The organism is Streptomyces sp. NPDC058239 (genome assembly GCF_042882185.1).
Lineage (GTDB): Bacteria > Actinomycetota > Actinomycetes > Streptomycetales > Streptomycetaceae > Streptomyces.
This window is the reverse complement of sequence record NZ_JBHVWS010000008.1, coordinates 2,394-22,731: the sequence shown is the minus strand read 5'-3', so window position 1 is coordinate 22,731 and position 20,338 is coordinate 2,394. Positions and strand designations below refer to the sequence as shown.

Genomic DNA, 20,338 nt, shown 5'->3' with positions numbered 1-20,338 from the left:
CCTCCCCCGCCTTCGCCCTGCGCTCCCGGCCCCATGCCCTGTCGCAGATCAATTGCGACGAAGGTACCGCCGTCCGCCGAGAGCCGTCTGCCCCTGTGGAAAACTCACCTCACGGCCTGTGGACAACACTCTGTCCTGGTCAGACGCCGACGGCCGCCTCTTCCAGTTCTTCCTCCAGCTCTTCCTCGTCGTCCGCCTCGGTCCGGGCTTCGGCCTTGACGTGCCGCCCCCGTCCCTGTGCTCCCCCGGCCTCGGTGGACCCGACGACGGCGCCGGCCGGAGCCGTCTCCAGGGCGACCCTCCGCCGCTTCGCCTCGGCCAGCCCCGCCACACCCATCACGGCCAGGCCCACCACGAACCAGAGCGCAAGCACCAGCACATGCCGGCCGAGCGCGTGTCCGCCGAAGTACACGTGGCTGCGTACACCCTCGATGAAGCCCGCACCGTTCCAGAAGGAGTGCAGCGCACCGAAGAAGCCGGGCTGCAGTTCGGGCCGGAAGATGCCGCCGGAGCTGGTGAAGTTGAGCATCACGAAGAGCACCATCACACCGAGCGTCGTCCACCGCTTGAGGAAGGTGTGCAGTCCGACGCCGATCAGCAGAATGCCCAGCGAGTAGAGCCAGGCCATCGCCCAGAGACCGCCGAGCCCATGGTCCACGAGACCGAACAGCGGACCTGCGAAGACCACTCCGATCATGCTCACCGCCAGGGAAGCGGCAACCGTCAGAGCGGCCCTGATCCGCAGCGCCAGCACCGCGCCCGCACCACCGATCACCGCGACCGATGCGTACGAGCCGATACTCACCGCGACCAGCAGGAAGAAGATGCCCTGGCCGGTCGGATCGCCGTCAGCGGTCGGTGCCGTGTCCGTCACCTTCAGCGGATCCCCCTCCGCGGCCGCAACCTCGGTGAAGACCTTCTCGACCACCGTGGCGCTGGTGTCGGAGGACGCGCTGGCCACCAGCAGCTCGGGGTGCTTCCCCGGCAGGTAGGCACCGTAACTCGCCTGCGTCCTGAGGTGGTTCACAGCCGTCGCGCGATCGGGGACCGTGCGCACACTCAGCGCCCCGTCACCCTTGTCCTGCAGCGTCTGCGCGAGCACCTGCGCTCTCGGCCCCGACCCGACCACGTCCACCCGCAGATCGTGCGGCTCAGGAGCGTGGAACGCCCCGAGGTAGGCGAGCCCCATGCCGATGCACATCAGCAGCGGCGTGACGAGATGGCTCAGCACATGACGCAGAGCGGCGGCGGTGGAGCCGGTGGCGGCGCTCGGGCCTGACGACATTCAGAACACTCCAATAGTTGGCTTTTACAACTCCTAACCCGTTGTACTATACAACTGAAATCCCGAGGAAGGCGAAGCAGTGCCAGGCACCCCCGAAGAACGCCAAGAATCACTGGATGTCATCCAGCGCGAACTGACCGCCTTCGCGCGCCGCGCGCGCGCCGCAGCGGCCCGCCTCCATCCAGAACTGCCCCTTGTCTCGTACACACTGCTGGCACACATCGACGACCGGCACGGCTGCCGCGCAACAGATCTGGCCGCGCACTACATGCTGGACAAATCGACGGTCAGCCGACAGATCGGCGCCCTGGAGAAACTGGGACTGGTCGAGCGGCACCCGGACCCGGACGACCACCGCATCCAGGTGCTGCACCCCACCGAGGCCGGAACCCAGGCGCTCGCAGCAACACAGGCCAGCCGCCGCTCCGCCTACCAGGAGCGCCTCGCGGACTGGACGGCGGACGACCTCGCAGGCTTCGCGGAGTACCTGCTGCGCTACAACGCGGCGGGCGACCCGAACACGACCTCCCCGCAGACGCCGAAGGCCTGACCCGGCAGAACATCCTCCGACCCACTACAACCAGCGCGACGGCCAGGACGTCCTCAGACCCCCGCTTGCCCGCGACATCCGGCACGCGTCAACAGGGGCCGTCGGAGGTCAGGTACGTCTTCGACCAGTGAGCCAACTCCTTGAGCGCGGGCTCCATCGCGGCGCCGGCCCGGGTCAAGCGGTACGAGACCCGCAAGGGTGGCCCCTCATCGACCTCGCGGACTACCAGCCCGGCCGCACCCAGCTCGGAAAGCCGGTCCGAGAGCATGCGCTCGCTGATGCCCGGAATCGCCCGCCGCAGATCCGCGAAGTGCACCGGCTGCTGCATCAGCACCGAGACGATCGGCCCCGTCCAACGCTTGCCGAACAGCTCGAAGACGCGGGTGATGCCCACATCGACTCGCTGACACGCCTGCTCGCTGTGCTCCGCCATACACCCAGGGTACTGCGCCACCGTGCGGGACTTACGAATAGTAAGTACCTATGTTATTACTAGGTACGAACGAAAATAAGGCACGCCTCATCGGCCTGCCGTCATCCCTAGATATCCGTGGAGACCCCCATGGCCACACTTCTGCACCTCGACTCCGCCGTCTTCCCCGAGGGCTCCGCGTCCCGCGATGTCAGTGCCGCCTTTGTGCAGGCCTGGCGCGAGCAGCACCCCGAGGGACAGGTCATCTACCGCGATCTCGCCGCCGCCCCGCTGCCCCACCTGGACGCAGCGGCCGTCGCCGCCGGTACCGAGGACCCGCTGCGCCGCGAGCTCGCGGACGAGCTGGCAGCGGCGGACGCCGTTCTGATCGGCGCTCCGATGTACAACTTCAGCATTCCGTCCACGCTGAAGGCCTGGCTCGACCAGGTGATCATCGTCGGCCACAACGCGGGCCCGGACAGCCCCGTGACGGGCACCCCGATCACCGTCGTCGCCAGCCGCGGTGGCTCGTACGCCGCCGGCACCCCGCGCGAGGACGCCGAGTTCGTCCAGAACTACCTGGAGAAGCTGCTGACGAGCATGTTCGGTGCCGAGGTCGACTTCATCGTCCCGGAACTGACGCTGGCCCGGTCCCAGCCCTCGATGGCCGAGCTCATTCCGCTCGCCGACGCCTCCCGCGCCCAGGCGTTCACTGCGGCTGCGGAGAAGGCCAAGGCCCTCGCTGCTCGCCTCGCAGCCTGAGTCGTACGGCACAGAGCCCACCAGGGCCCGCAGGAGCCGGGATCCCAACTGCAGCCCGCGGAGGTCAAGACTCCGCGGGCTGCAGCGGATCCCCTTCGATGCCCCCACAAGCCCCACAAAGCCCGAAAGCCCCATCCCTCCACGGGACGCCCCGAATCAGGCGTTTCACGTGAAACCAAACCCGGGAACGAAGAAGCCCCACAGGCCGTTGGCCTGTGGGGCTTCTCTCTTGTGCGCGAGGGGGGATTTGAACCCCCACGTCCCTAAGGACACTGGCACCTGAAGCCAGCGCGTCTGCCGTTCCGCCACTCGCGCAAGAGTGGTGTTTCCAGACTTTCTCACCGTTTGGTGCGAGCGCCTGGCGACATCCGGAAGATTAGCACGCTGGACAGGGTGGATTCACATCCGTTGTTTCACCGAACGCCTGGCGGGAACCGGGAACGCCGTGCGGCCGCCCCCACTCCTCCTCAGTGCACCCAAGGTGCGGGACACTGTCAGGAGGCCGCCTCTACGATCCGTGTGAGAGGTGACACTCATCCACAGGGCAGACAAGGGGAACCAGCCGATTTCCCGACGCGTGGATACGATCAGTAAGCAGTACAGGGACGACTACAACGGAGGAGGTGCCCCATGGGAGTCATGAAGCGTTTCGAGCAGCGTCTCGAAGGTCTGGTCAATGGCACCTTCGCCAAGGTCTTCAAGTCCGAGGTCCAGCCGGTCGAGATTGCGGGAGCCCTCCAGCGCGAGTGCGACAACAACGCAACTATCTGGAACCGTGAGCGGACCGTCGTCCCCAACGACTTCATCGTCGAGCTCAGCACCCCGGACTACGAGCGACTCAGCCCGTACTCCGGCCAGTTGGGCGACGAACTCTCCGGCCTGGTCCGCGACTACGCCAAGCAGCAGCGGTACACCTTCATGGGCCCCATCAAGGTCCATCTGGAGAAGGCCGACGACCTCGACACCGGGCTCTACCGGGTGCGCAGCCGCACCCTGGCGTCGAGTTCGTCACAGCAGCAGGACCCCCTGGGCCGACAAGGACTGCAGAGCGCCCCGGGACAGCACGGCCAGCCCCCCTACCCGGGCCCGGGGCGGCCTGCACAGCCCACCGGCGGCTACGGCTACCCGCCCAGCTCCGCCCCGCCCATGCCCGCGGCCCCGCCGCCGGGCGCGGGCAGGCCCGGAGCGCCCAGTAGCGACCGGCACCCGCCGGCCGGACCCAGCCCCCTGCCGAACGCGCAGGTGCGGCGCTGGATCGAGATCAACGGCACACGCCATCAGATCTCCCGCCCGACGCTGGTGCTGGGACGCAGCACCGACGCCGACGTGCGGATCGACGACCCCGGTGTATCGCGCCGGCACTGTGAGATCCGGACCGGAACGCCCTCGACGATCCAGGATCTCGGGTCTACCAACGGCATCGTGGTAGACGGGCAGCACACAACCCGCGCTACGCTCCGCGACGGCTCGCGGATCGTCGTGGGCAGCACCACCATCGTTTACCGGCAAGCCGAAGGGTGAAGCGGGGGCAATGTCAGAGCTGACCCTGACGGTCATGCGGCTAGGTTTCCTGGCTGTTCTGTGGCTGTTCGTGATCGTGGCCGTTCAGGTCATTCGCAGCGACCTGTTCGGAACGCGCGTCACGCAGCGCGGCTCACGCCGCACTGCGACCGACGCACGGCCGCCACAGGCACGCCAGAATGCCGCGGCACCGCCGCAGCAACGTCAACAACCCGGCCGCCAGCGCCGGGGGGCACCCACAAAGCTGGTCGTCTCCGAGGGCACACTCACCGGCACCACGGTGGCGCTCCAGGGGCAGACCATCACGCTGGGCCGTGCCCACGACTCAACAATCGTCCTGGACGACGACTACGCGTCCAGCAGGCATGCCAGGATCTACCCCGACCGTGACGGCCAGTGGATCGTCGAGGATCTCGGGTCCACCAACGGCACGTATCTCGACCGGACCCGACTCACCACCCCGACACCTGTTCCGCTGGGCGCGCCGATCCGGATCGGCAAGACCGTCATCGAGCTGCGGAAGTAGTACGACAATGAGCGAGCGGAGCGAGCGAGCCGCGGCGGTCCGGGTAACGGACCCGGCCCGGCTCCCGACCGGAGGGTGGGCAGTGTGGCTCGAGACCGGCTGTACCCCGAGCCGACGGGAGAGGTGCGCATGAGTCTTTCCCTGCGCTTCGCCGCCGGATCGCACAAGGGCATGATCCGGGAAGGCAACGAGGACTCCGGCTACGCCGGCCCGCGCCTTCTCGCCATCGCCGACGGCATGGGTGGCCAGGCAGCCGGCGAGGTCGCCAGCTCCGAGGTGATCTCCACGCTCGTCCAGCTCGACGACGATGTCCCGGGCTCGGACATCCTCACCTCGCTCGGTACGGCGGTCCAACGGGCCAACGACCAACTGCGCATGATGGTCGAGGAGGACCCCCAGCTGGAGGGCATGGGCACCACGCTCACCGCCCTGCTCTGGACCGGCCAGCGCCTCGGCCTCGTCCACGTCGGCGACTCCCGTGCGTACCTGCTGCGCGACGGCGTACTCACCCAGATCACCCAGGACCACACCTGGGTGCAGCGGCTGGTCGACGAGGGCCGGATCACCGAGGAAGAGGCCACCACCCACCCGCAGCGCGCCCTTCTGATGCGTGCCCTGGGCAGTGGCGACCACGTCGAACCCGATCTCTCCATTCGTGAGGTCCGGGTCGGCGACCGCTATCTGATCTGCTCCGACGGGCTCTCCGGCGTCGTCTCCCACCAGACGATGGAAGAGACCCTCGCCAGTTACCAGGGCCCCCAGGAGACCATCCAGGAGCTGATCCAGCTCGCCCTGCGCGGCGGCGGCCCGGACAACATCACCTGCATCGTCGCCGACGTCCTCGACGTCGACAGCAATGACACCCTGGCCGGACAGCTCAACGACACCCCGGTCATCGTCGGCGCGGTCGCCGAGAACCAGGCAGCACAGATGAGCGCCGCCGAAAGCACAGCCGCCATGCAGACCCCCGCCGGACGAGCGGCCGGCCTCGGCCGCCCTCCCGCCCCGCCGCCCGCAGGCGGCTTCGGTCCGCCCGGAAGCGGTGACGGCGCCGGCTACGGCGGAATGCCTGACGGCTCCTTCGACGCGTACACCGACGACGACTTCATCAAGCCCGGCGGCGGCCGTAAGTGGCTCAAGAGATCCTTCTACGTCGTGCTCGCGCTCGCTGTCATCGGCGGCGGTGTGTACGGCGGCTACCGCTGGACCCAGAACCAGTTCTATGTCGGCGCGAAGAACGAACATGTCGCGCTGTTCCGTGGCATCAACCAGGACCTGGCCTGGGTCTCGCTCTCGAAGATCGAGAAGGACCACCCCGAGATCGAACTCAAGTACCTCCCGCCCTACCAGCGCAAGCAGGTCGAGGCGACCATCGCCGAGGGCAACCTCACCGCCGCACGCGAGAAGATCGACGAACTCGCTGTCCAGGCATCCGCCTGCAAGAAGGACGCCCAGCGACGCGCGGCCGAGAAAGCCCGCTCCGACGAGAGCCAAGCCGGTGGTACGGGCTCGGACGTCAACAAGACGTCCGCCGCTTCCGGTGCCACCAAGACCAAGCCGACCGCAACTCCCACTCCTGGTCCCAGCCTCTCGGAGGAAGAGAAAAAGCTGGTCCCGCAGTGCGGTAAGCAGTAAAGCCGTAGGGGGCCTTCAGCACCATGAGCGTTGTCACCAACACGACCACGATCGGCGCGATCGACGCACCGAGCCGCCGCAACACCGAACTGATGATGATGGTCTTCGCCGTCGCCATCTCGGTATTCGCCTACGCCAATGTCGGACTCGCCATGGACGGCAAGCTCCCGTCCGGCATGTTCGGATACGGAGCCGGGCTCATCCTGCTCGGCGGCGTCGCCCACCTCGTGGTGCGCAAGTTCGCGCCTTATGCGGACCCGCTGCTGCTGCCGCTGGCGACCCTGCTCAACGGCCTGGGGCTGGTGCTGATCTGGCGGCTGGACCAGTCACCGAGACTGATCCAGCGTGCGGAGGCTGCGTACGGGGCGTACAGCCCCGACGCCCCCAAGCAGCTGCTCTACTCGGCAATCGGTGTCGCTTTCTTCGTCGCCGTGCTGATGATCCTCAAGGACCACCGCATCCTTCAGCGCTACACCTACATCTCGATGGCCGCGGCGCTGATCCTGCTGATCCTGCCGATGTTCTTCCCGGCGGTGAACGGCGCAAAGATCTGGATCAGCCTCGGCCCGTTCTCGATCCAGCCGGGAGAGTTCGCCAAGATCCTTATCGCGGTGTTCTTCTCCGGCTATCTCATGGTGAAGCGAGATGCGCTGGCGCTGGCCAGCCGCCGTTTCATGGGGCTGTACCTGCCGCGCGGACGCGATCTCGGACCGATCATCACCATCTGGGCTCTGTCGATCCTGATCCTGGTCTTCGAGACTGACCTCGGCACCTCACTGCTGTTCTTCGGCCTCTTTGTGGTGATGCTGTACGTCGCCACCGAGCGGACCAGCTGGATCGTCTTCGGTCTGCTGATGTCCGCGGCAGGCGCGGTGGGTGTGGCGTCCTTCGAGCCGCACGTGCAGTCCCGCGTGAACGCCTGGCTCGACCCGTTCTCCAAGGCGACGATGGCGCAGAGCGATCAGATCGCCCAGTCACTGATGTCCTTCGGTTCCGGAGGCACGCTCGGCACCGGACTGGGCCAGGGCCACTCGGACCTGATCATGTTCGCCGCCAATGCCGACTTCATCCTCGCCACCGTCGGCGAGGAGCTGGGTCTGGCCGGAATGATGGCCGTCCTGCTGATCTACGGCCTGATCGTCGAGCGAGGCGTCCGCACGGCGCTGGCCGCCCGTGACCCCTTCGGCAAGCTGCTCGCCATCGGGCTGTCGGGGGCTTTCGCGATCCAGATCTTCGTCGTCGCCGGCGGTGTCATGGGGCTCATCCCGCTGAGCGGTATGACCATGCCGTTCCTTGCGTACGGTGGTTCGTCCGTGCTGGCCAACTGGGCGCTGATCGCCATTCTGATCCGGATCAGCGACACCGCCCGCCGTCCCGCCCCGGCCCCCGCCCCGTCCTCCGACGCCGAGATGACCCAGGTGGTCCGACCGTGAACAAGCCCCTCCGCCGGATCGCGATCTTCTGCGGCGTCCTCATCCTCGCCCTGCTCGTACGGACCAACTACCTGCAGTACGTCCGTGCCGACGAGCTGAACAGCCGCGACGAGAACCGCCGCGTCCGCATCGAGCGTTACGCACACGAGCGCGGCAACATCATCGTCGACGGCAACCCGGTGACCGGCTCCGTCGAGACCAAGGTCGGCGACTTCAAGTACAAGCGCGTCTGGAAGAACGGCCCCATGTGGGCGCCCGTCACCGGGTACTCCTCGCAGGCGTTCGACGCCAACTTCCTCGAAAAGCTCGAGGACGGCATCCTCACCGGCAACGACGACCGACTCTTCTTCGACCGGACGCTGTCGATGTTCACCGGCGAGAAGAAGCAGGGCGGCAACGTCGTCACCACCCTCAACGCCGCCGCCCAGAAGGCTGCCTTCAAGGGACTCGGCGACAAGAAGGGCGCCGTCGCCGCGCTCGACCCGCAGACCGGCGCCATCCTGGCCCTCGTCAGCACCCCGTCGTACGACCCCTCGACCTTCGCGGGCAACTCCGACGCCGACTCCAAGGCCTGGGAAAAGCTCTCCAAGGACAAGGACAAGCCGATGCTCAACCGGGCACTGCGCGAGACCTACCCTCCGGGCTCGACCTTCAAGGTCGTCACCGCCGCGGCCGCGCTGGAGAACGGGCTGTACACCAGCATCGATGAGCACACCAAGTCGCCGCTGCCCTACCGGCTCCCGCTGACCAGCGGCAACCTGGAGAACGAGGGCAACATCCCGTGCGAGAACGCCTCGCTGCGGGAAGCGCTGCGGTGGTCCTGCAACACCGTCTTCGGCAAGATCAGCGATGACCTCGGCAACCAGAAGATGATCGACCAGGCCAACAAGTTCGGCTTCAACAAGGACATCTTCACCCCGGTCCGCGCCGACGCCAGCGTCTACCCCAAGGACAACCGCCCGCAGAACGCCATGGCCGGCATCGGCCAGGCGTCCAACCGCGCCACCCCGCTGCAGATGGCGATGGTCGCCGCCGCGGTCGCCAACGACGGCAAGCTGATGCAGCCGTACATGATCGACAAGCGCCAGGCCCCGAACCTGGACGTGATCTACACCCACGAGAAGGAGCAGCTCAGCCAGCCCCTCTCGGGTGAGAACGCCCAGAAGCTCCAGCAGATGATGGAGACCGTGGTCAAGAACGGCACGGGAACCAACGCCCTCATCGACGGCGTCACTGTCGGCGGCAAGACCGGCACCGCCCAGCACGGTCTCAACAACAGCGAGAAGCCGTACGCCTGGTTCATCTCGTACGCCAAGACCGACAGCGGCTCCCCGGTCGCCGTCGCCGTGGTCGTCGAGGACGGCCAGGCCAACCGGGACGACATCTCCGGTGGCGGTCTGGCCGCCCCGATCGCAAAGGCTGTAATGAAGGCGGTCATCGACAGCAAGAAGTGATGCCCGTCACATCGGGTGCCATACCTGCACATTGGGATACCGGTCAGGTATCAGGTCCGGACTCCGGGCCGATCAGGTGGTGCGCGGCCGGTAGCGTATGCGCGAGCAGCACACCGCCGGACCGCACACCGGTGCGGTCGGGACTGACGGAGAGGGCTGGAACAGTTATGGAAGAGCCGCGTCGCCTCGGCGGCCGGTACGAGCTGGGCTCGGTGCTCGGCCGTGGTGGCATGGCCGAGGTCTACCTCGCACACGACACCCGGCTCGGCCGCACCGTAGCTGTGAAGACGCTGCGGGCCGATCTGGCCCGCGACCCGTCCTTCCAGGCCCGGTTCCGCCGTGAGGCCCAGTCCGCCGCCTCGCTCAATCACCCGGCGATCGTCGCTGTCTACGACACCGGTGAGGATTACGTCGACGGGGTTTCCATCCCGTACATCGTGATGGAGTACGTCGACGGGTCGACGCTCAGGGAACTTCTGCACTCCGGCCGCAAGTTGCTGCCCGAGCGCACCCTCGAGATGACCGTCGGCATCCTCCAGGCGCTGGAGTACTCGCACCGCGCAGGCATCGTCCACCGCGACATCAAGCCGGCGAACGTCATGCTGACGCGCACCGGCCAGGTCAAGGTCATGGACTTCGGCATCGCCCGCGCCATGGGCGACTCCGGTATGACGATGACCCAGACCGCGGCCGTCATCGGCACCGCCCAGTACCTCTCCCCGGAACAGGCCAAGGGCGAACAGGTCGACGCGCGCTCCGACCTGTACTCGACCGGTTGCCTGCTCTACGAGCTGCTGACGGTCCGGCCGCCGTTCATCGGGGACTCACCCGTCGCGGTTGCCTACCAGCACGTACGGGAAGAACCGCAGAAGCCCAGCAACTTCGACCCCGAGATCACGCCCGAGATGGACGCGATCGTGTTGAAGGCCCTGGTCAAGGACCCCGACTACCGCTACCAGTCGGCCGACGAGATGCGTGCCGACATCGAGGCCTGCCTCGACGGCCGGCCGGTCGCCGCCGCCGCGGCGATGGGTGCGCCCGGGTACGGCGGCTACGACGGATACGGCAACGACCAGCCCACCACCGCGCTGCGCGCCACGGACCAGAACGGCGCGCCCACATCCATGCTGCCCCCGGTCAATCCGGACGACGGCGGCTACGGCTACGACGACCGCCCGGACCGCCGCCGCCAGAAGAAGAGCAACACCTCGACGATCCTGCTGATCGTCGCGGGCATCCTGGTGCTCATCGGCGCGATCCTGATCGGCCGGGCGGTGTTCAGTGACACCAACAGCAACAGCAGCAAGGTCGATGTGCCGAACATGGTCGGCTCGACCGTGAAGGAAGCACAGAAACTCGCGGAAACCGCCGACGTCATTCTCAAGGTCGGCTCGCGCGAACCCTGCGAGGACCAGCCCGAGGGCAAGATCTGCAGCCAGGATCCGACCGCCGACGGCACGATGGCGGAGAAGGACACCGTCACGGTCGTGGTCTCCACCGGTGCGCCGAAGGTCGAGGTCCCGGACGTCGTGGAGAAGACCGAGGCGACCGCCCGTAAGGACCTTGAGGACAAGGGCTTCACGGTGAACGTCACCGCGGTCGAGTCCGACAAGACCGCGGGTACGGTCACCAAGCAGGACCCCGAGGGCGGCACGAAGGCCGAGAAGAACTCCGAGGTCACGATCACCGTCGCCAAGCAGGCCACCCAGAAGGTGCCGAACGTGGCCGACCGGGACTACAACGCCGCGGTGGCTCAGCTCAATGGCGTGGGCTTCACCAACATCTCCAGGACCGACGTCGATTCGGACAAGCCCGCGGGCCAGGTGATCAGCCAGACTCCGCCCGCCGACTCTTCGCAGCCGCTGACTGCCCAGATCGTGCTGACGGTCTCGAAGGGTCCGCAGCAGCCGGAGAAGGCCACGGTTCCCGATCTGCAGGGCAAGACCCTCGCGGAGGCGAAGGCCCTGCTGGCCCAGGCAGGTCTACAGCTCGGCCAGGTGCAGGGACCGAACGACGACAACGCGACGGTTGTCGCCTACCAGCCCGGCGTGGGCCAGCAGGTCGACAAGAACAGTGCGGTCAACGTCCAGACCATGCCGGGCGGTGGAGACGGCAACATCTTCGGCGGCCCGTCCGGCTCACGACGCTGACCTCGAGCCGCACCACCCATCGGGCCCCGGCACCTCAACGGTGACCGGGGCCCTTTGCTGTGTCCGCAGCGATGCCTTCTGCCGACGCCATGAACTGGCGGGAGTTCGAGCACCACGTCGCCGTACTTCTCCGCCGCGACGGCTGCACGGGCGTCGTGGTGCATGGCGGCCGCGGCGACCGAGGTGTGGATGTCACAGCAGTGTCCGCGGACGGCCGCAGCATCGTCGTGCAGTGCAAGAGCTTCGCGCCCTACCGTCCGGTGTGGAGCGGAGAGCTACAGAAGTTCCTCGGCGCCTCTTTCGTCCAGCACGGGGCCGATGTGGCTCTCTTCGTCGCCACGGCCTCCTTCACACCCGACGCACGCGCCATCACCGAGACCTACGGCATCAGCGTCGTCAACCGCGCTCACCTCGAAAAGTGGAGCGCCGGAGTACCGCTCCCGATCCTGAGGTAGCCGTCACCAGGAAAAGAAGGGGGCCCGAAGTCGCAAAGGCTGGTTGCGACTTCGGGCCCCCTCCGTCCTGGAACGACTGAGCTCCTCGAAGGAGCTCAGTCACGGTTGCCGCAGCTCCGCCGGCTTCGTACGGTCCTTGTCCACCTTCTCCGTACGCACCAGCTCGCCCCACACGATGTAGCGGTACTTCGACGTATAGACCGGCGTGCAGGTCGTCAACGTGATGTAGCGGCCGGGCTTCTTCGCTCCCGATCCCTTGGGCACCGCCTGCAGCACATCGACGTTGTACTTCGACGTCTCGGGAAGCTCCTTGAAGACCTTGTAGACGTACCAGGTGTCCCTGGTCTCGAAGACGACCGCGTCACCCGTCTTCACCTTGTCGATGTTGTGGAATTTGGCACCGTGCCCGTCTCGGTGTGCCGCCAGGGTGAAGTTGCCCTGCTTGTCCCAGGGGAGAGCCGACTTCACCGGGTCCGTGTAGTAGCCCGCGATGCCGTCGTTGAGGTTCTCGGTGTCGGTGCCCTTCTTGACCAGCACCTCGCCGTTCTTCATCGACGGGACGTGCAGGAAGCCGATGCCGTCCTTGGTGTCCAGCGCCCCCGGTCCGCTCGCCCATCGGTCACGGACGGTGTGGCCCTGTTTGGTGGCCTCGCGATCGGCGAGCACATTTGTCCACCAGAGGGAGTAGACGACGAAGAGCCCCAGCACCAGGCCTGCGGTGATCAGCAGTTCGCCGAAAACACTGACCGCGGTCGCGACGGGATGGCGGCCGCTGCGCCGCTGCGGGGGCGCGGACTCACCGATTCGCTCTTCGTGCTCGGTCCTCGCTGTCACCGCACCCGTCCCTGTCGTGATGGTGTCTCAGCCGACGAGTGCGTCGGGCTTCCCTTTGCTGCGCGGTCGTTCGTCGACCATCTTGCCCCAGACGATCAAACGGTACGTACTCGTGAATTCCGGCGTACAGGTCGTCAGCGTGATGTACCGGCCCGGCCCGGTGAACCCCGAACCGGGCGGCACCGGGCCGATCACCGAGACATTGGACGGCGATGTCTGCGGAAGGGTCTTCGTCGCCTCGTACGTGTAGTACGCATCCTGCGTCTCGACCACGATCAGGTCACCGGGGCGCAGCCGGTTGATGTATCGGAAGGGTTCGCCGTGCGTGTTGCGGTGGCCCGCCAGCGCGAAGTTGCCCTGCTTGGCCGACGGCATCGCGGTGCGGAGCGCGCCCTCGCCGTAGTGGCCGACCATGCCCCGGTCGAGGACCTTCTCCTTGCTGGTGCCCTCGGCGATCGGGGCGACGACATCCAGTTTGGGGATGTGGATGATGGCGAATCCCTGCCCCGCTTCGAACACACCGGGATCGCGGTCGCCCTTCGCCCAGTCGTCCTGGATCTTGTGCGTCTCCTTGCCGGCGTACTGCTCGGCACGCACATTCGTCCACCACAGCTGGTATGTGACGAACAGCAGCATCAGCACGCCGAGGGTGATGAACAGTTCCCCGACGACCCGGCTGGCGACAACGGCCGGGCTGTCCTTGGCCGCGCGCGCCGCACGCCGTGCCTCGACGCGTGACATCGGCTTCGCGGCCGACGCCGTTGTCTCCGGCTGCGGTTCGCTGCGTCGACGGCCGCGCCCCTTGGCAGCGCGCCGGCGCTCGGCGCGGCCTCCGGTGCGTGGTTCCGGACCGTCCTTCTCGGGCCCCGTGTCCGGTTCCGCGAAACTCTCCGCATCGCTCGCCGACCCCGACCCCGACCCCAGCTCCGGATCCGGCCCGGAATTCGGCTGCCGGGTCGTCATCGCCTGGTCGGCCAGGCGCCGGATGTCCGCCGTCCGCAGACCGACCGTCTCGTCGTCGAGCGGGAAGGGATGGGCGACAGGTTGCGCCCGGTGCGTCGGCGCGGGCGCCTGCTGCCCGTACCAGTCCCGTTCGAACCCCTCGGGGTCGTACCACTCCGGCGGAGTCTCCTCGGGCTTCTGCGCCCCCCGTGGCGGCTGTGGTGGCTGTGCCTGCGCCTGCGGCGGCTGATCCGGGGCCCGGTGCAGCCCCCGCCCCGGCTTCTGCTCCTGCCCCGCCCCCGGTTCCTCGGACGGGACGTTGTCCGCCCGGAACCAGGGCGAGGCATGCTGCCCCGGCAGCGGATCGTTCAGCGGATCCGCCAGCTGGTCGACCGCCGCCTCGAACGCGCCTGCGGCCTCGTACGCTCCTTGCTCGTACGGGCCGTCCTGTCCGGCGTCGTGTTCGGGGCGGAGTGCGGTCACGCGACGGCCTTGCCCACCACCGGCGCGAGCCCCGCCGACCTCGCTACTGCTCCTGTGTCGCCGCACTGTGCCAGCCAGTTGGCCAGCATCAGATGGCCGTGCTCGGTCAGCACCGACTCCGGGTGGAACTGCACACCCTCCACCGCCAGTTCGCGGTGGCGCAGTCCCATGATGATGCCGTCGGCGGTGCGCGCGGTCACCTCCAGCTCCGGCGGAACCGTGTCGGGTTCGGCGGCGAGCGAGTGGTAGCGGGTCGCGGTGAAGGGGGACGGCAGACCGGTGAAGACCCCGGTGCCCTCATGGGTCACCAGCGAGGTCTTGCCGTGCAGCAGCTCCGGGGCCCGGTCCACCACACCGCCGTACGCCACCGCCATCGACTGCATCCCGAGGCAGACCCCGAAGACCGGAACGCCCGTGGCCGCGCAGTGACGCACCATCTCGACGCAGACACCTGCCTGCTCCGGGGTGCCGGGGCCGGGTGACAGCAGTACGCCGTCGAAGCCGTCCTGGGCGTGCGCCGTGGTCACCTCGTCGTTGCGCAGCACCTCGCACTCGGCGCCGAGCTGATAGAGGTACTGGACGAGGTTGAAGACAAAGCTGTCGTAGTTGTCCACGACAAGGATGCGGGCACTCACTGGCCGGCCCCCGATCCGGTCGAGCCGTCGACCGTCACGTCACCGAACGGAAGCAGCGGCTCCGCCCACGGGAAGACGTACTGGAAAAGCGCGTAGACGACAGCCAGCGCCAGCACGAGCGAGATGAGCGCACGCACCCATACGTTGCCCGGCAGATGCCGCCAGATCCAGCCGTACATGCTGTCCCCTCCATTCGGTACGGGACCAGACTAAAGGGCCGGGGCAGGAGCGTGGGTCAGCTGTGGAAAGCTGCCGGCTTGCCGTCGGTCACAGGCTGGGTCGCATCGAGGTGCGCCCAGGCGATCAGCCGGTGGCTGCTGCCCCATTCGGGATCGCAGGTGGTCAGCGTCAGATAGCGGCCCGGCCCGTCGAAGCCGGACTTACGGGGGACGGGGTCGATGACCCCGATGTCGCTCGGTACCGTCCGGTAGGGCTTCTTGTCGATGCGGTACGTGAACCACGTCGCCCCGTCCGTCAGCACCACCGCGTCTCCCGGGCGCAGCTTCGGGAAGTCCTTGAACGGATCCCCGTATGTGCGACGGTGTCCGGCGACCGCGAAATTGCCCCTCGCGCCGAGGCGGGCGGTCCCGGTGTAGTGACCGAGCCCCTTCTGTAAGGTCCTGACCTCGGTGTTCTCCAGGACGGGCCACTCCCAGCCCTTCCCGAAGCGGGGTATGTACAGCATCGCGAACGGCTTGCCGTCCTGGTACGCCGCCGGGGCGGGGCGCGCCGCCGGCGTCGGGGAGGTGTGCGGCGCGGGTGCGGACACCGTTCCCTGCGCCCACCGGTCGCGCAGGGTGTCGATCTGTCCCTCGGTCGCGTCGGCGGCCTTCACTCCGGTCCAGAACAGCACGTACACCACAAAGAGCACGATCAGGGCGCCGATGGTGATGCAGAGTTCGCTGAACGTCCTCACGATCAGTCGCACCGACACCTCGTCGGCCTCCCCACAGCTGCTCGCTACTTCACCGGCTCCGCATAGTGGAGATCCACTGTGCCCGAGTAGCCGGGAAGAGTCACCGCCTTGTGCTCGTCGACTTTCCAGCCGAGTCCGTACGCCTTCACATACAGCAGGTAGTTGCTGATTGCCGTGGAGTTGTCGAGAGCCTGCTTGAGCTCGGCCGGGTCACCGACTGCGGTGATCTTGTACGGCGGGGAGTAGACCCGGCCCTGGAGGATCAGGGTGTTGCCGACGCAGCGCACGGCGCTGGTGGAGATCAGCCGCTGGTCCATGACCTGAATGCCCCGTGCGCCGCCCTGCCAGAGGGCGTTGACGACCGCCTGCAGGTCCTGCTGGTGAATGACCAGGTCATTGGGTTGCGGGTCGGGGTAGCCGGGGTTGGCGGTGGCGTTGGGCGGGGCGTCGTCGAGCGTGACGGCCACGGACCGGCCGGAGAGCTTTGTGGTGCCCGCGGCCCGCTCCAGCTCCTTGAGCCGGGCGTCCTCCGCCTTGGTGCTGTCGTCGTCGCGCCGGACGAGGGTGTCGATGTCCTCGCGCACGGATGCGTTGGTCTCGTCCAACTGGGCGTTCTTGCCGCTGCGCTGCTGGATGAGGTCGGAGAGCTTCAGCAGCGAGGAGTCGGTGCGGATATTTGTGCCCTTGGCCGTGTTGGCGCTGGTGACGAAGATCAGTCCGGCGAGGGCGAAGACCGCAGCGGTGAGCACCCTGACCGGGTGCCGGAAGGTGCGCCGGACCGGTCCTTGGGGGGAGTCGGCAGAATTGCTCAACGTACCCTTATCTCCTTCGGCGCCGCGGAAGCACTACGCTAACGGACGCCCGGGGGAGGCAGCATTCCCCCTCGCGCCCCGCCCCGGCGCCAGCCACAGTTCCCTGCGCGGTCACGCAGCGCATCGACAGGAGAGTTCCTCGTGCCGAAGTCACGTATCCGCAAGAAGGCCGACTTCACGCCCCCTCCGGCGAAGCAGGCAACCAACATAAAGCTGTCCAGCCGGAGCTGGGTGGCGCCGGTGATGCTGGCGCTCTTCCTGATCGGTCTGGCCTGGATCGTCGTTTTCTATGTGACCGACGGCGATCTGCCGATCAAGTCGCTGGGGAACTGGAACATCGTCGTCGGCTTCGGCTTCATCGCCGGCGGCTTCGGTGTCTCCACGCAGTGGAAGTAGCACCGCAGGGCACGTGACCCCACAGCAGGGCCCGGTCCTGCAACCCTTGCCCCGAGTTACCCACAGCGTTATCCACAGGCAGGGGAAAAGGTCAGACGATCTGTGGATAACTCCCTGGCTGTTGACGCCGATGTGACTGCAGCCTCCCCCATCGGGGGATGGCACGCCCCTTGTCTCTGCTGGAAAAACCCAGCTCAGCGACAAGGGGCACAGTTGTTCCCACAGAATGCACAAGATCCGGCACACGCTGTGGACAACTGACCGAGGGAACGCCCGGCGAACGGCGTCCGTTCAGGTCAGCGCGGCTGTTCTGGCGATGACGATGGCGACCACAGCCACCAGGACCAGGGCACAGGTGCCGTACTGCACCAGTGCGCGCCGCTCGCGGGGTGCGTGCACCATGCCGATCGCGATCAGCGTGCCCGCGATCAGACCGCCGACATGTGCCTGCCAGGCGATTCCGCTCCAGGTGAAGGTGAAGAGCAGGTTCAGCGCGAGGAGCACGAGGACCGGCCGCATGTCGTAGTTCAGGCGGCGCATGAGCACCGCAGTGGCGCCCAGCAGGCCGAAGATGGCGCCGGAGGCACCGAGTGAGGGCTGATTCGGTGCAGCGATCCAGTAGGTGAGAGCGCCGCCCGCCAGGCCGGAGAGCAGATAGAGCGCGAGGTAGCGGGCGCGCCCGAGTGCCGCCTCCAGGGGGCCGCCGAGCCACCACAGTCCCAGCATGTTGAACGCGATGTGCCACACCTCCTGGTGCAGGAACATCGACGTGACCAGCCGGTACCACTGGCCCTCCGCAACGCCCTCCGGCGGGCCGCCGTAGTAGAGGTTGGCCCGGCCGAAGAGCGTCAGGTCCTGGAGCAGCGCCCCCTTCACGTGCACCACGATGAACAGGGCGACATTGAGAGCGAGCAGGATCTTGGTGACCAGCCGGGGGTCGGCCGCGACGGTGCCGCCGGCGAGGGTACGCGGCTGATTGGCCGCCGGTCCGTGCCCCGTACCGGATCCCTGGCGGACGCAGTCCGGGCACTGGAAGCCGACCGAGGCGTTGACCATGCACTCGGGGCAGATCGGGCGGTCGCAGCGGGTGCAGCGGATGTGCGTCCCACGACCGGGGTGGCGGTAGCAGCTGGGCGAGCCGTCAGTGGCGGCGGACCGATCCTGGTCTCCCGGCGGCTGCTGGTCCATCGGTCCCATCACTTCCCGGTCCCCTCGGTGCTCGTCGTGGCGGCAGCACGCACAACGCAGCCCTGCTCGTCCGCTATGTAACAAGTACGGACGAGCAGGGCGGTTGGTTCCCCGAAAGGACAATCAGAGCGTGATCATTTGATGACCGCCGGCGATCATCGGTTCTCGATGACGACCGACTCGATCACGACGTCCTGCAGCGGACGGTCGGTGCGGGCGTTGGTCTTGGTGGCCGCGATGGCGTCCACGACCTTCTGGCTGGCGGAGTCGACGACCTCGCCGAAAATGGTGTGCTTGCCGGTCAGCCAGGCTGTCGGCGAAACGGTCACGAAGAACTGCGAGCCATTGGTGCCCGGGCCGGCGTTGGCCATGGCCAGCAGGTACGGCTTGTTGAAGCCGAGGTCGGGGTGGAACTCGTCACCGAACTCGTACCCCGGGCCACCGGTGCCGTTGCCCAGCGGGTCACCGCCCTGGATCATGAAGCCGCTGATGACGCGGTGGAAGACGGTGCCGTCGTACAGCCTGTCCGTGGACTTCTTGCCGGTCTCGGGATGCGTCCACTCACGCTCACCCTTGGCGAGCTCGACGAAGTTCTTGACCGTCTTGGGCGCGTGGTTCGGCAGAAGCCGGATCTCGATGTCGCCCTGATTGGTCTTCAAGGTGGCGTAAAGCTGCTCAGCCACGATCTGCCTTCCGTAAGTCTTCAGTGACGTTCACCGATCCTCGCACGGACCGTCCGCTCCGGCGCCCGGCCGCCACCACCAACGCACCTCACTCACCTTCTTGCCCGATTCCGCGCCCGTGCGCCCAGGCCGTTTTCGCCCCGCTCGCCTGCGGCTTCCCCGAAACCCTTACGTGCCGCTCCCCGCAGGAACAAATGCGGCCAAGTGCGTGACGAACCGGCGCGGGCTGAACCGAACCGTGGCATTGTCATCGGCAAGCTCCCCTTGCACCGCATTGCCCGAAGGCGTCACCGATGACCTGAATAACCCGGATGCCTGCCCCGCATGCCGTACAGGCCTCCGGCAGGCATGATCTCGAAATGGGTGGAAAGGCGGAGTATCAACCCGCCACCAAGGAGGAGGATCCCGTGACCCGCATCGACAGCGTGCGCGCCGCAACCGACTCGGCGAAGGACAGCGTGCAGCACGCCGCGGAAGTGGTGGCGCCCTACGCCGACACGGCCAAGGACCAGGCCGCACATCTTGCGTACGAGGCCCGCGCGCGGCTCGCGCCGAAGGTGTCGAAGGCAGCCCAGCAGGCCCGCGTCCAATACGACGCGCATCTCGCACCACGTATCGAACTGGCCCGTGCTCACGTACCCCCCAAGGTCGACGAGGCCGCCCAGCGCGCCGCGCACCACACCCGCCGGGCCGCCCGTACCGCCGCGGACTACACCGTGCCGCGCGTCGGGCACGCGATGGCCGTCGCCCAGCCCGTGGCCGAGGAGGCCTCGGCCCGCAGCGCCGCCGCGCTGGCCGCGCTGCGCAGTCAGGTGACCGCGAAGGAGATCAGGCAGCTGGCCAGAAAGCACGAGCGGCGGGCGAAGGCCGGGCGGCTGTTCAAGGGGTTCGTCGTGGTCGGCATCGTGGCGGGCGGTGCCTACGCCGCCTGGAGGTGGTGGGACAAGCAGGCCAACCCGGACTGGCTGGTCGAACCACCCGCTCCCACGGAGGTCTCCGACCGCGCGCCCCTGTCCTCGGTCGACGGCAGTGGTCCGAGCTCGCTCGACCCGGAGGTCCAGGCCAAGCAGACCGAGGCGGAGAACAAGGGGACGGACGGCCCGGAAGGTGTGGACGGCACCGATCTCGACGACCGCCGCTGAACAGCCCCTGCACGAGGAACGGGCGCCGGAAGACCTGAGGTCGAGAGCCGCGCCGTGTGGATACAATGGGGGCTAGGCGAGTGGTAAAACATAAAACAAGCGATCAAAAAGAACCGCGAACAAC

General features: G+C 67.4%; 21 protein-coding genes and 1 tRNA gene. 11 read left to right on the top strand and 11 right to left on the bottom strand.

Going from position 1 to position 20,338, the window contains the following annotated elements:
- Positions 1-139: 139 nt before the first annotated feature.
- Positions 140-1,285, bottom strand: a complete 1,146-nt coding sequence (locus ACFVYE_RS12255; protein ID WP_389605325.1) for a hypothetical protein — start codon at positions 1,283-1,285, stop codon at positions 140-142.
- Positions 1,286-1,364: 79 nt separating this feature from the next.
- Between ACFVYE_RS12255 and ACFVYE_RS12250 the strand changes: the two genes are divergently transcribed.
- Complete coding sequence (locus tag ACFVYE_RS12250) at positions 1,365-1,835, top strand: MarR family winged helix-turn-helix transcriptional regulator (protein WP_389605323.1); 471 nt, start codon at positions 1,365-1,367, stop codon at positions 1,833-1,835.
- An 88-nt stretch (positions 1,836-1,923) separates the two neighbouring features.
- Here the strand turns inward: ACFVYE_RS12250 and ACFVYE_RS12245 are convergent, their stop codons facing one another.
- Positions 1,924-2,268, bottom strand: a complete 345-nt coding sequence (locus tag ACFVYE_RS12245; protein WP_327274176.1) for a helix-turn-helix domain-containing protein — start codon at positions 2,266-2,268, stop codon at positions 1,924-1,926.
- Positions 2,269-2,397: 129 nt separating this feature from the next.
- On the opposite strand from ACFVYE_RS12245, the gene ACFVYE_RS12240 reads away from it, so the two are divergent.
- Complete coding sequence (locus ACFVYE_RS12240) at positions 2,398-3,009, top strand: FMN-dependent NADH-azoreductase (RefSeq protein ID WP_383967068.1); 612 nt, start codon at positions 2,398-2,400, stop codon at positions 3,007-3,009.
- Positions 3,010-3,241: 232 nt separating this feature from the next.
- Here ACFVYE_RS12240 and ACFVYE_RS12235 read toward each other — a convergent pair.
- Positions 3,242-3,324, bottom strand: a tRNA-Leu gene (locus ACFVYE_RS12235).
- 315 nt (positions 3,325-3,639) lie between these two features.
- Between ACFVYE_RS12235 and ACFVYE_RS12230 the strand changes: the two genes are divergently transcribed.
- The 7 genes from ACFVYE_RS12230 (at position 3,640) to ACFVYE_RS12200 (ending at position 12,183) form a co-directional block, all read left to right on the top strand.
- Positions 3,640-4,530, top strand: a complete 891-nt coding sequence (locus tag ACFVYE_RS12230) for an FhaA domain-containing protein (protein WP_383977405.1) — start codon at positions 3,640-3,642, stop codon at positions 4,528-4,530.
- Between the two features lie 10 nt (positions 4,531-4,540).
- Positions 4,541-5,056, top strand: a complete 516-nt coding sequence (locus tag ACFVYE_RS12225) for an FHA domain-containing protein (RefSeq protein ID WP_093895021.1) — start codon at positions 4,541-4,543, stop codon at positions 5,054-5,056.
- A gap of 129 nt (positions 5,057-5,185) precedes the next feature.
- Entirely contained in the window at positions 5,186-6,691 is a 1,506-nt protein-coding gene (locus tag ACFVYE_RS12220; RefSeq protein WP_383977408.1) for a Stp1/IreP family PP2C-type Ser/Thr phosphatase, read from the top strand.
- A gap of 23 nt (positions 6,692-6,714) precedes the next feature.
- Entirely contained in the window at positions 6,715-8,124 is a 1,410-nt protein-coding gene (locus ACFVYE_RS12215) for an FtsW/RodA/SpoVE family cell cycle protein (protein WP_383977410.1), read from the top strand.
- Positions 8,121-9,578: a peptidoglycan D,D-transpeptidase FtsI family protein gene (locus ACFVYE_RS12210; protein ID WP_389605319.1), complete on the top strand. Its 1,458-nt coding sequence runs from the start codon at positions 8,121-8,123 to the stop codon at positions 9,576-9,578. The genes ACFVYE_RS12215 and ACFVYE_RS12210 overlap by 4 nt, the downstream gene beginning before the upstream one ends.
- Positions 9,579-9,745: 167 nt before the next feature.
- Positions 9,746-11,728 (top strand): Stk1 family PASTA domain-containing Ser/Thr kinase, encoded by a 1,983-nt coding sequence (pknB, locus tag ACFVYE_RS12205; RefSeq protein WP_389605317.1) that lies wholly within the window; start codon positions 9,746-9,748, stop codon positions 11,726-11,728.
- A 71-nt stretch (positions 11,729-11,799) separates the two neighbouring features.
- A complete protein-coding gene (locus tag ACFVYE_RS12200; protein ID WP_383977418.1) occupies positions 11,800-12,183 on the top strand; it encodes a restriction endonuclease in 384 nt (127 codons plus the stop codon).
- 99 nt (positions 12,184-12,282) lie between these two features.
- Here the strand turns inward: ACFVYE_RS12200 and ACFVYE_RS12195 are convergent, their stop codons facing one another.
- From ACFVYE_RS12195 to ACFVYE_RS12170, 6 genes are read right to left on the bottom strand one after another with little or no spacing between them, the layout of a single operon-like run.
- Positions 12,283-13,017 carry a class E sortase gene (locus tag ACFVYE_RS12195; RefSeq protein ID WP_383977885.1) on the bottom strand — a complete coding sequence of 245 codons (735 nt, stop codon included), beginning with the start codon at positions 13,015-13,017 and terminating at the stop codon, positions 12,283-12,285.
- A gap of 27 nt (positions 13,018-13,044) precedes the next feature.
- Positions 13,045-14,442: a class E sortase gene (locus tag ACFVYE_RS12190; RefSeq protein ID WP_389605314.1), complete on the bottom strand. Its 1,398-nt coding sequence runs from the start codon at positions 14,440-14,442 to the stop codon at positions 13,045-13,047.
- A complete protein-coding gene (locus tag ACFVYE_RS12185) occupies positions 14,439-15,077 on the bottom strand; it encodes an aminodeoxychorismate/anthranilate synthase component II (protein WP_093895028.1) in 639 nt (212 codons plus the stop codon). The genes ACFVYE_RS12190 and ACFVYE_RS12185 overlap by 4 nt, the downstream gene beginning before the upstream one ends.
- Entirely contained in the window at positions 15,074-15,256 is a 183-nt protein-coding gene (locus ACFVYE_RS12180; RefSeq protein ID WP_383977891.1) for a hypothetical protein, read from the bottom strand. The genes ACFVYE_RS12185 and ACFVYE_RS12180 overlap by 4 nt, the downstream gene beginning before the upstream one ends.
- Before the next feature lie 56 nt (positions 15,257-15,312).
- Entirely contained in the window at positions 15,313-16,011 is a 699-nt protein-coding gene (locus tag ACFVYE_RS12175) for a class E sortase (RefSeq protein WP_383977894.1), read from the bottom strand.
- Between the two features lie 26 nt (positions 16,012-16,037).
- On the bottom strand, positions 16,038-16,805 hold the full coding sequence (locus ACFVYE_RS12170) for a DUF881 domain-containing protein (RefSeq protein ID WP_383977896.1): 768 nt from the start codon (positions 16,803-16,805) through the stop codon (positions 16,038-16,040).
- 141 nt (positions 16,806-16,946) lie between these two features.
- On the opposite strand from ACFVYE_RS12170, the gene crgA reads away from it, so the two are divergent.
- Positions 16,947-17,201, top strand: coding sequence for a cell division protein CrgA (crgA, locus tag ACFVYE_RS12165; RefSeq protein WP_383977899.1), 255 nt, complete (start codon positions 16,947-16,949; stop codon positions 17,199-17,201).
- A gap of 291 nt (positions 17,202-17,492) precedes the next feature.
- Here the strand turns inward: crgA and ACFVYE_RS12160 are convergent, their stop codons facing one another.
- A complete protein-coding gene (locus ACFVYE_RS12160) occupies positions 17,493-18,389 on the bottom strand; it encodes a rhomboid family intramembrane serine protease (RefSeq protein WP_383977902.1) in 897 nt (298 codons plus the stop codon).
- A gap of 155 nt (positions 18,390-18,544) precedes the next feature.
- On the bottom strand, positions 18,545-19,072 hold the full coding sequence (locus ACFVYE_RS12155; RefSeq protein ID WP_383977904.1) for a peptidylprolyl isomerase: 528 nt from the start codon (positions 19,070-19,072) through the stop codon (positions 18,545-18,547).
- A gap of 407 nt (positions 19,073-19,479) precedes the next feature.
- Between ACFVYE_RS12155 and ACFVYE_RS12150 the strand changes: the two genes are divergently transcribed.
- Positions 19,480-20,214, top strand: a complete 735-nt coding sequence (locus tag ACFVYE_RS12150; protein WP_383977907.1) for a DUF5324 family protein — start codon at positions 19,480-19,482, stop codon at positions 20,212-20,214.
- The last annotated feature ends 124 nt before the right edge of the window (positions 20,215-20,338 follow it).

Excerpts from the sequence above, each read along its gene's own strand:
- ACFVYE_RS12245 (WP_327274176.1), bottom strand. The coding sequence starts at position 2,268 with ATGGCGGAGCACAGCGAGCAGGCGTGTCAGCGAGTCGATGTGGGCATC.
- ACFVYE_RS12180 (WP_383977891.1), bottom strand. The coding sequence starts at position 15,256 with ATGTACGGCTGGATCTGGCGGCATCTGCCGGGCAACGTATGGGTGCGT.
- ACFVYE_RS12220 (WP_383977408.1), top strand. The coding sequence starts at position 5,186 with ATGAGTCTTTCCCTGCGCTTCGCCGCCGGATCGCACAAGGGCATGATC.
- ACFVYE_RS12255 (WP_389605325.1), bottom strand. The coding sequence starts at position 1,285 with ATGTCGTCAGGCCCGAGCGCCGCCACCGGCTCCACCGCCGCCGCTCTG.
- ACFVYE_RS12200 (WP_383977418.1), top strand. The coding sequence starts at position 11,800 with ATGCCTTCTGCCGACGCCATGAACTGGCGGGAGTTCGAGCACCACGTC.
- ACFVYE_RS12230 (WP_383977405.1), top strand. The coding sequence starts at position 3,640 with ATGGGAGTCATGAAGCGTTTCGAGCAGCGTCTCGAAGGTCTGGTCAAT.
- ACFVYE_RS12160 (WP_383977902.1), bottom strand. The coding sequence starts at position 18,389 with ATGGACCAGCAGCCGCCGGGAGACCAGGATCGGTCCGCCGCCACTGAC.
- ACFVYE_RS12225 (WP_093895021.1), top strand. The coding sequence starts at position 4,541 with ATGTCAGAGCTGACCCTGACGGTCATGCGGCTAGGTTTCCTGGCTGTT.
- pknB (WP_389605317.1), top strand. The coding sequence starts at position 9,746 with ATGGAAGAGCCGCGTCGCCTCGGCGGCCGGTACGAGCTGGGCTCGGTG.
- ACFVYE_RS12215 (WP_383977410.1), top strand. The coding sequence starts at position 6,715 with ATGAGCGTTGTCACCAACACGACCACGATCGGCGCGATCGACGCACCG.
- ACFVYE_RS12240 (WP_383967068.1), top strand. The coding sequence starts at position 2,398 with ATGGCCACACTTCTGCACCTCGACTCCGCCGTCTTCCCCGAGGGCTCC.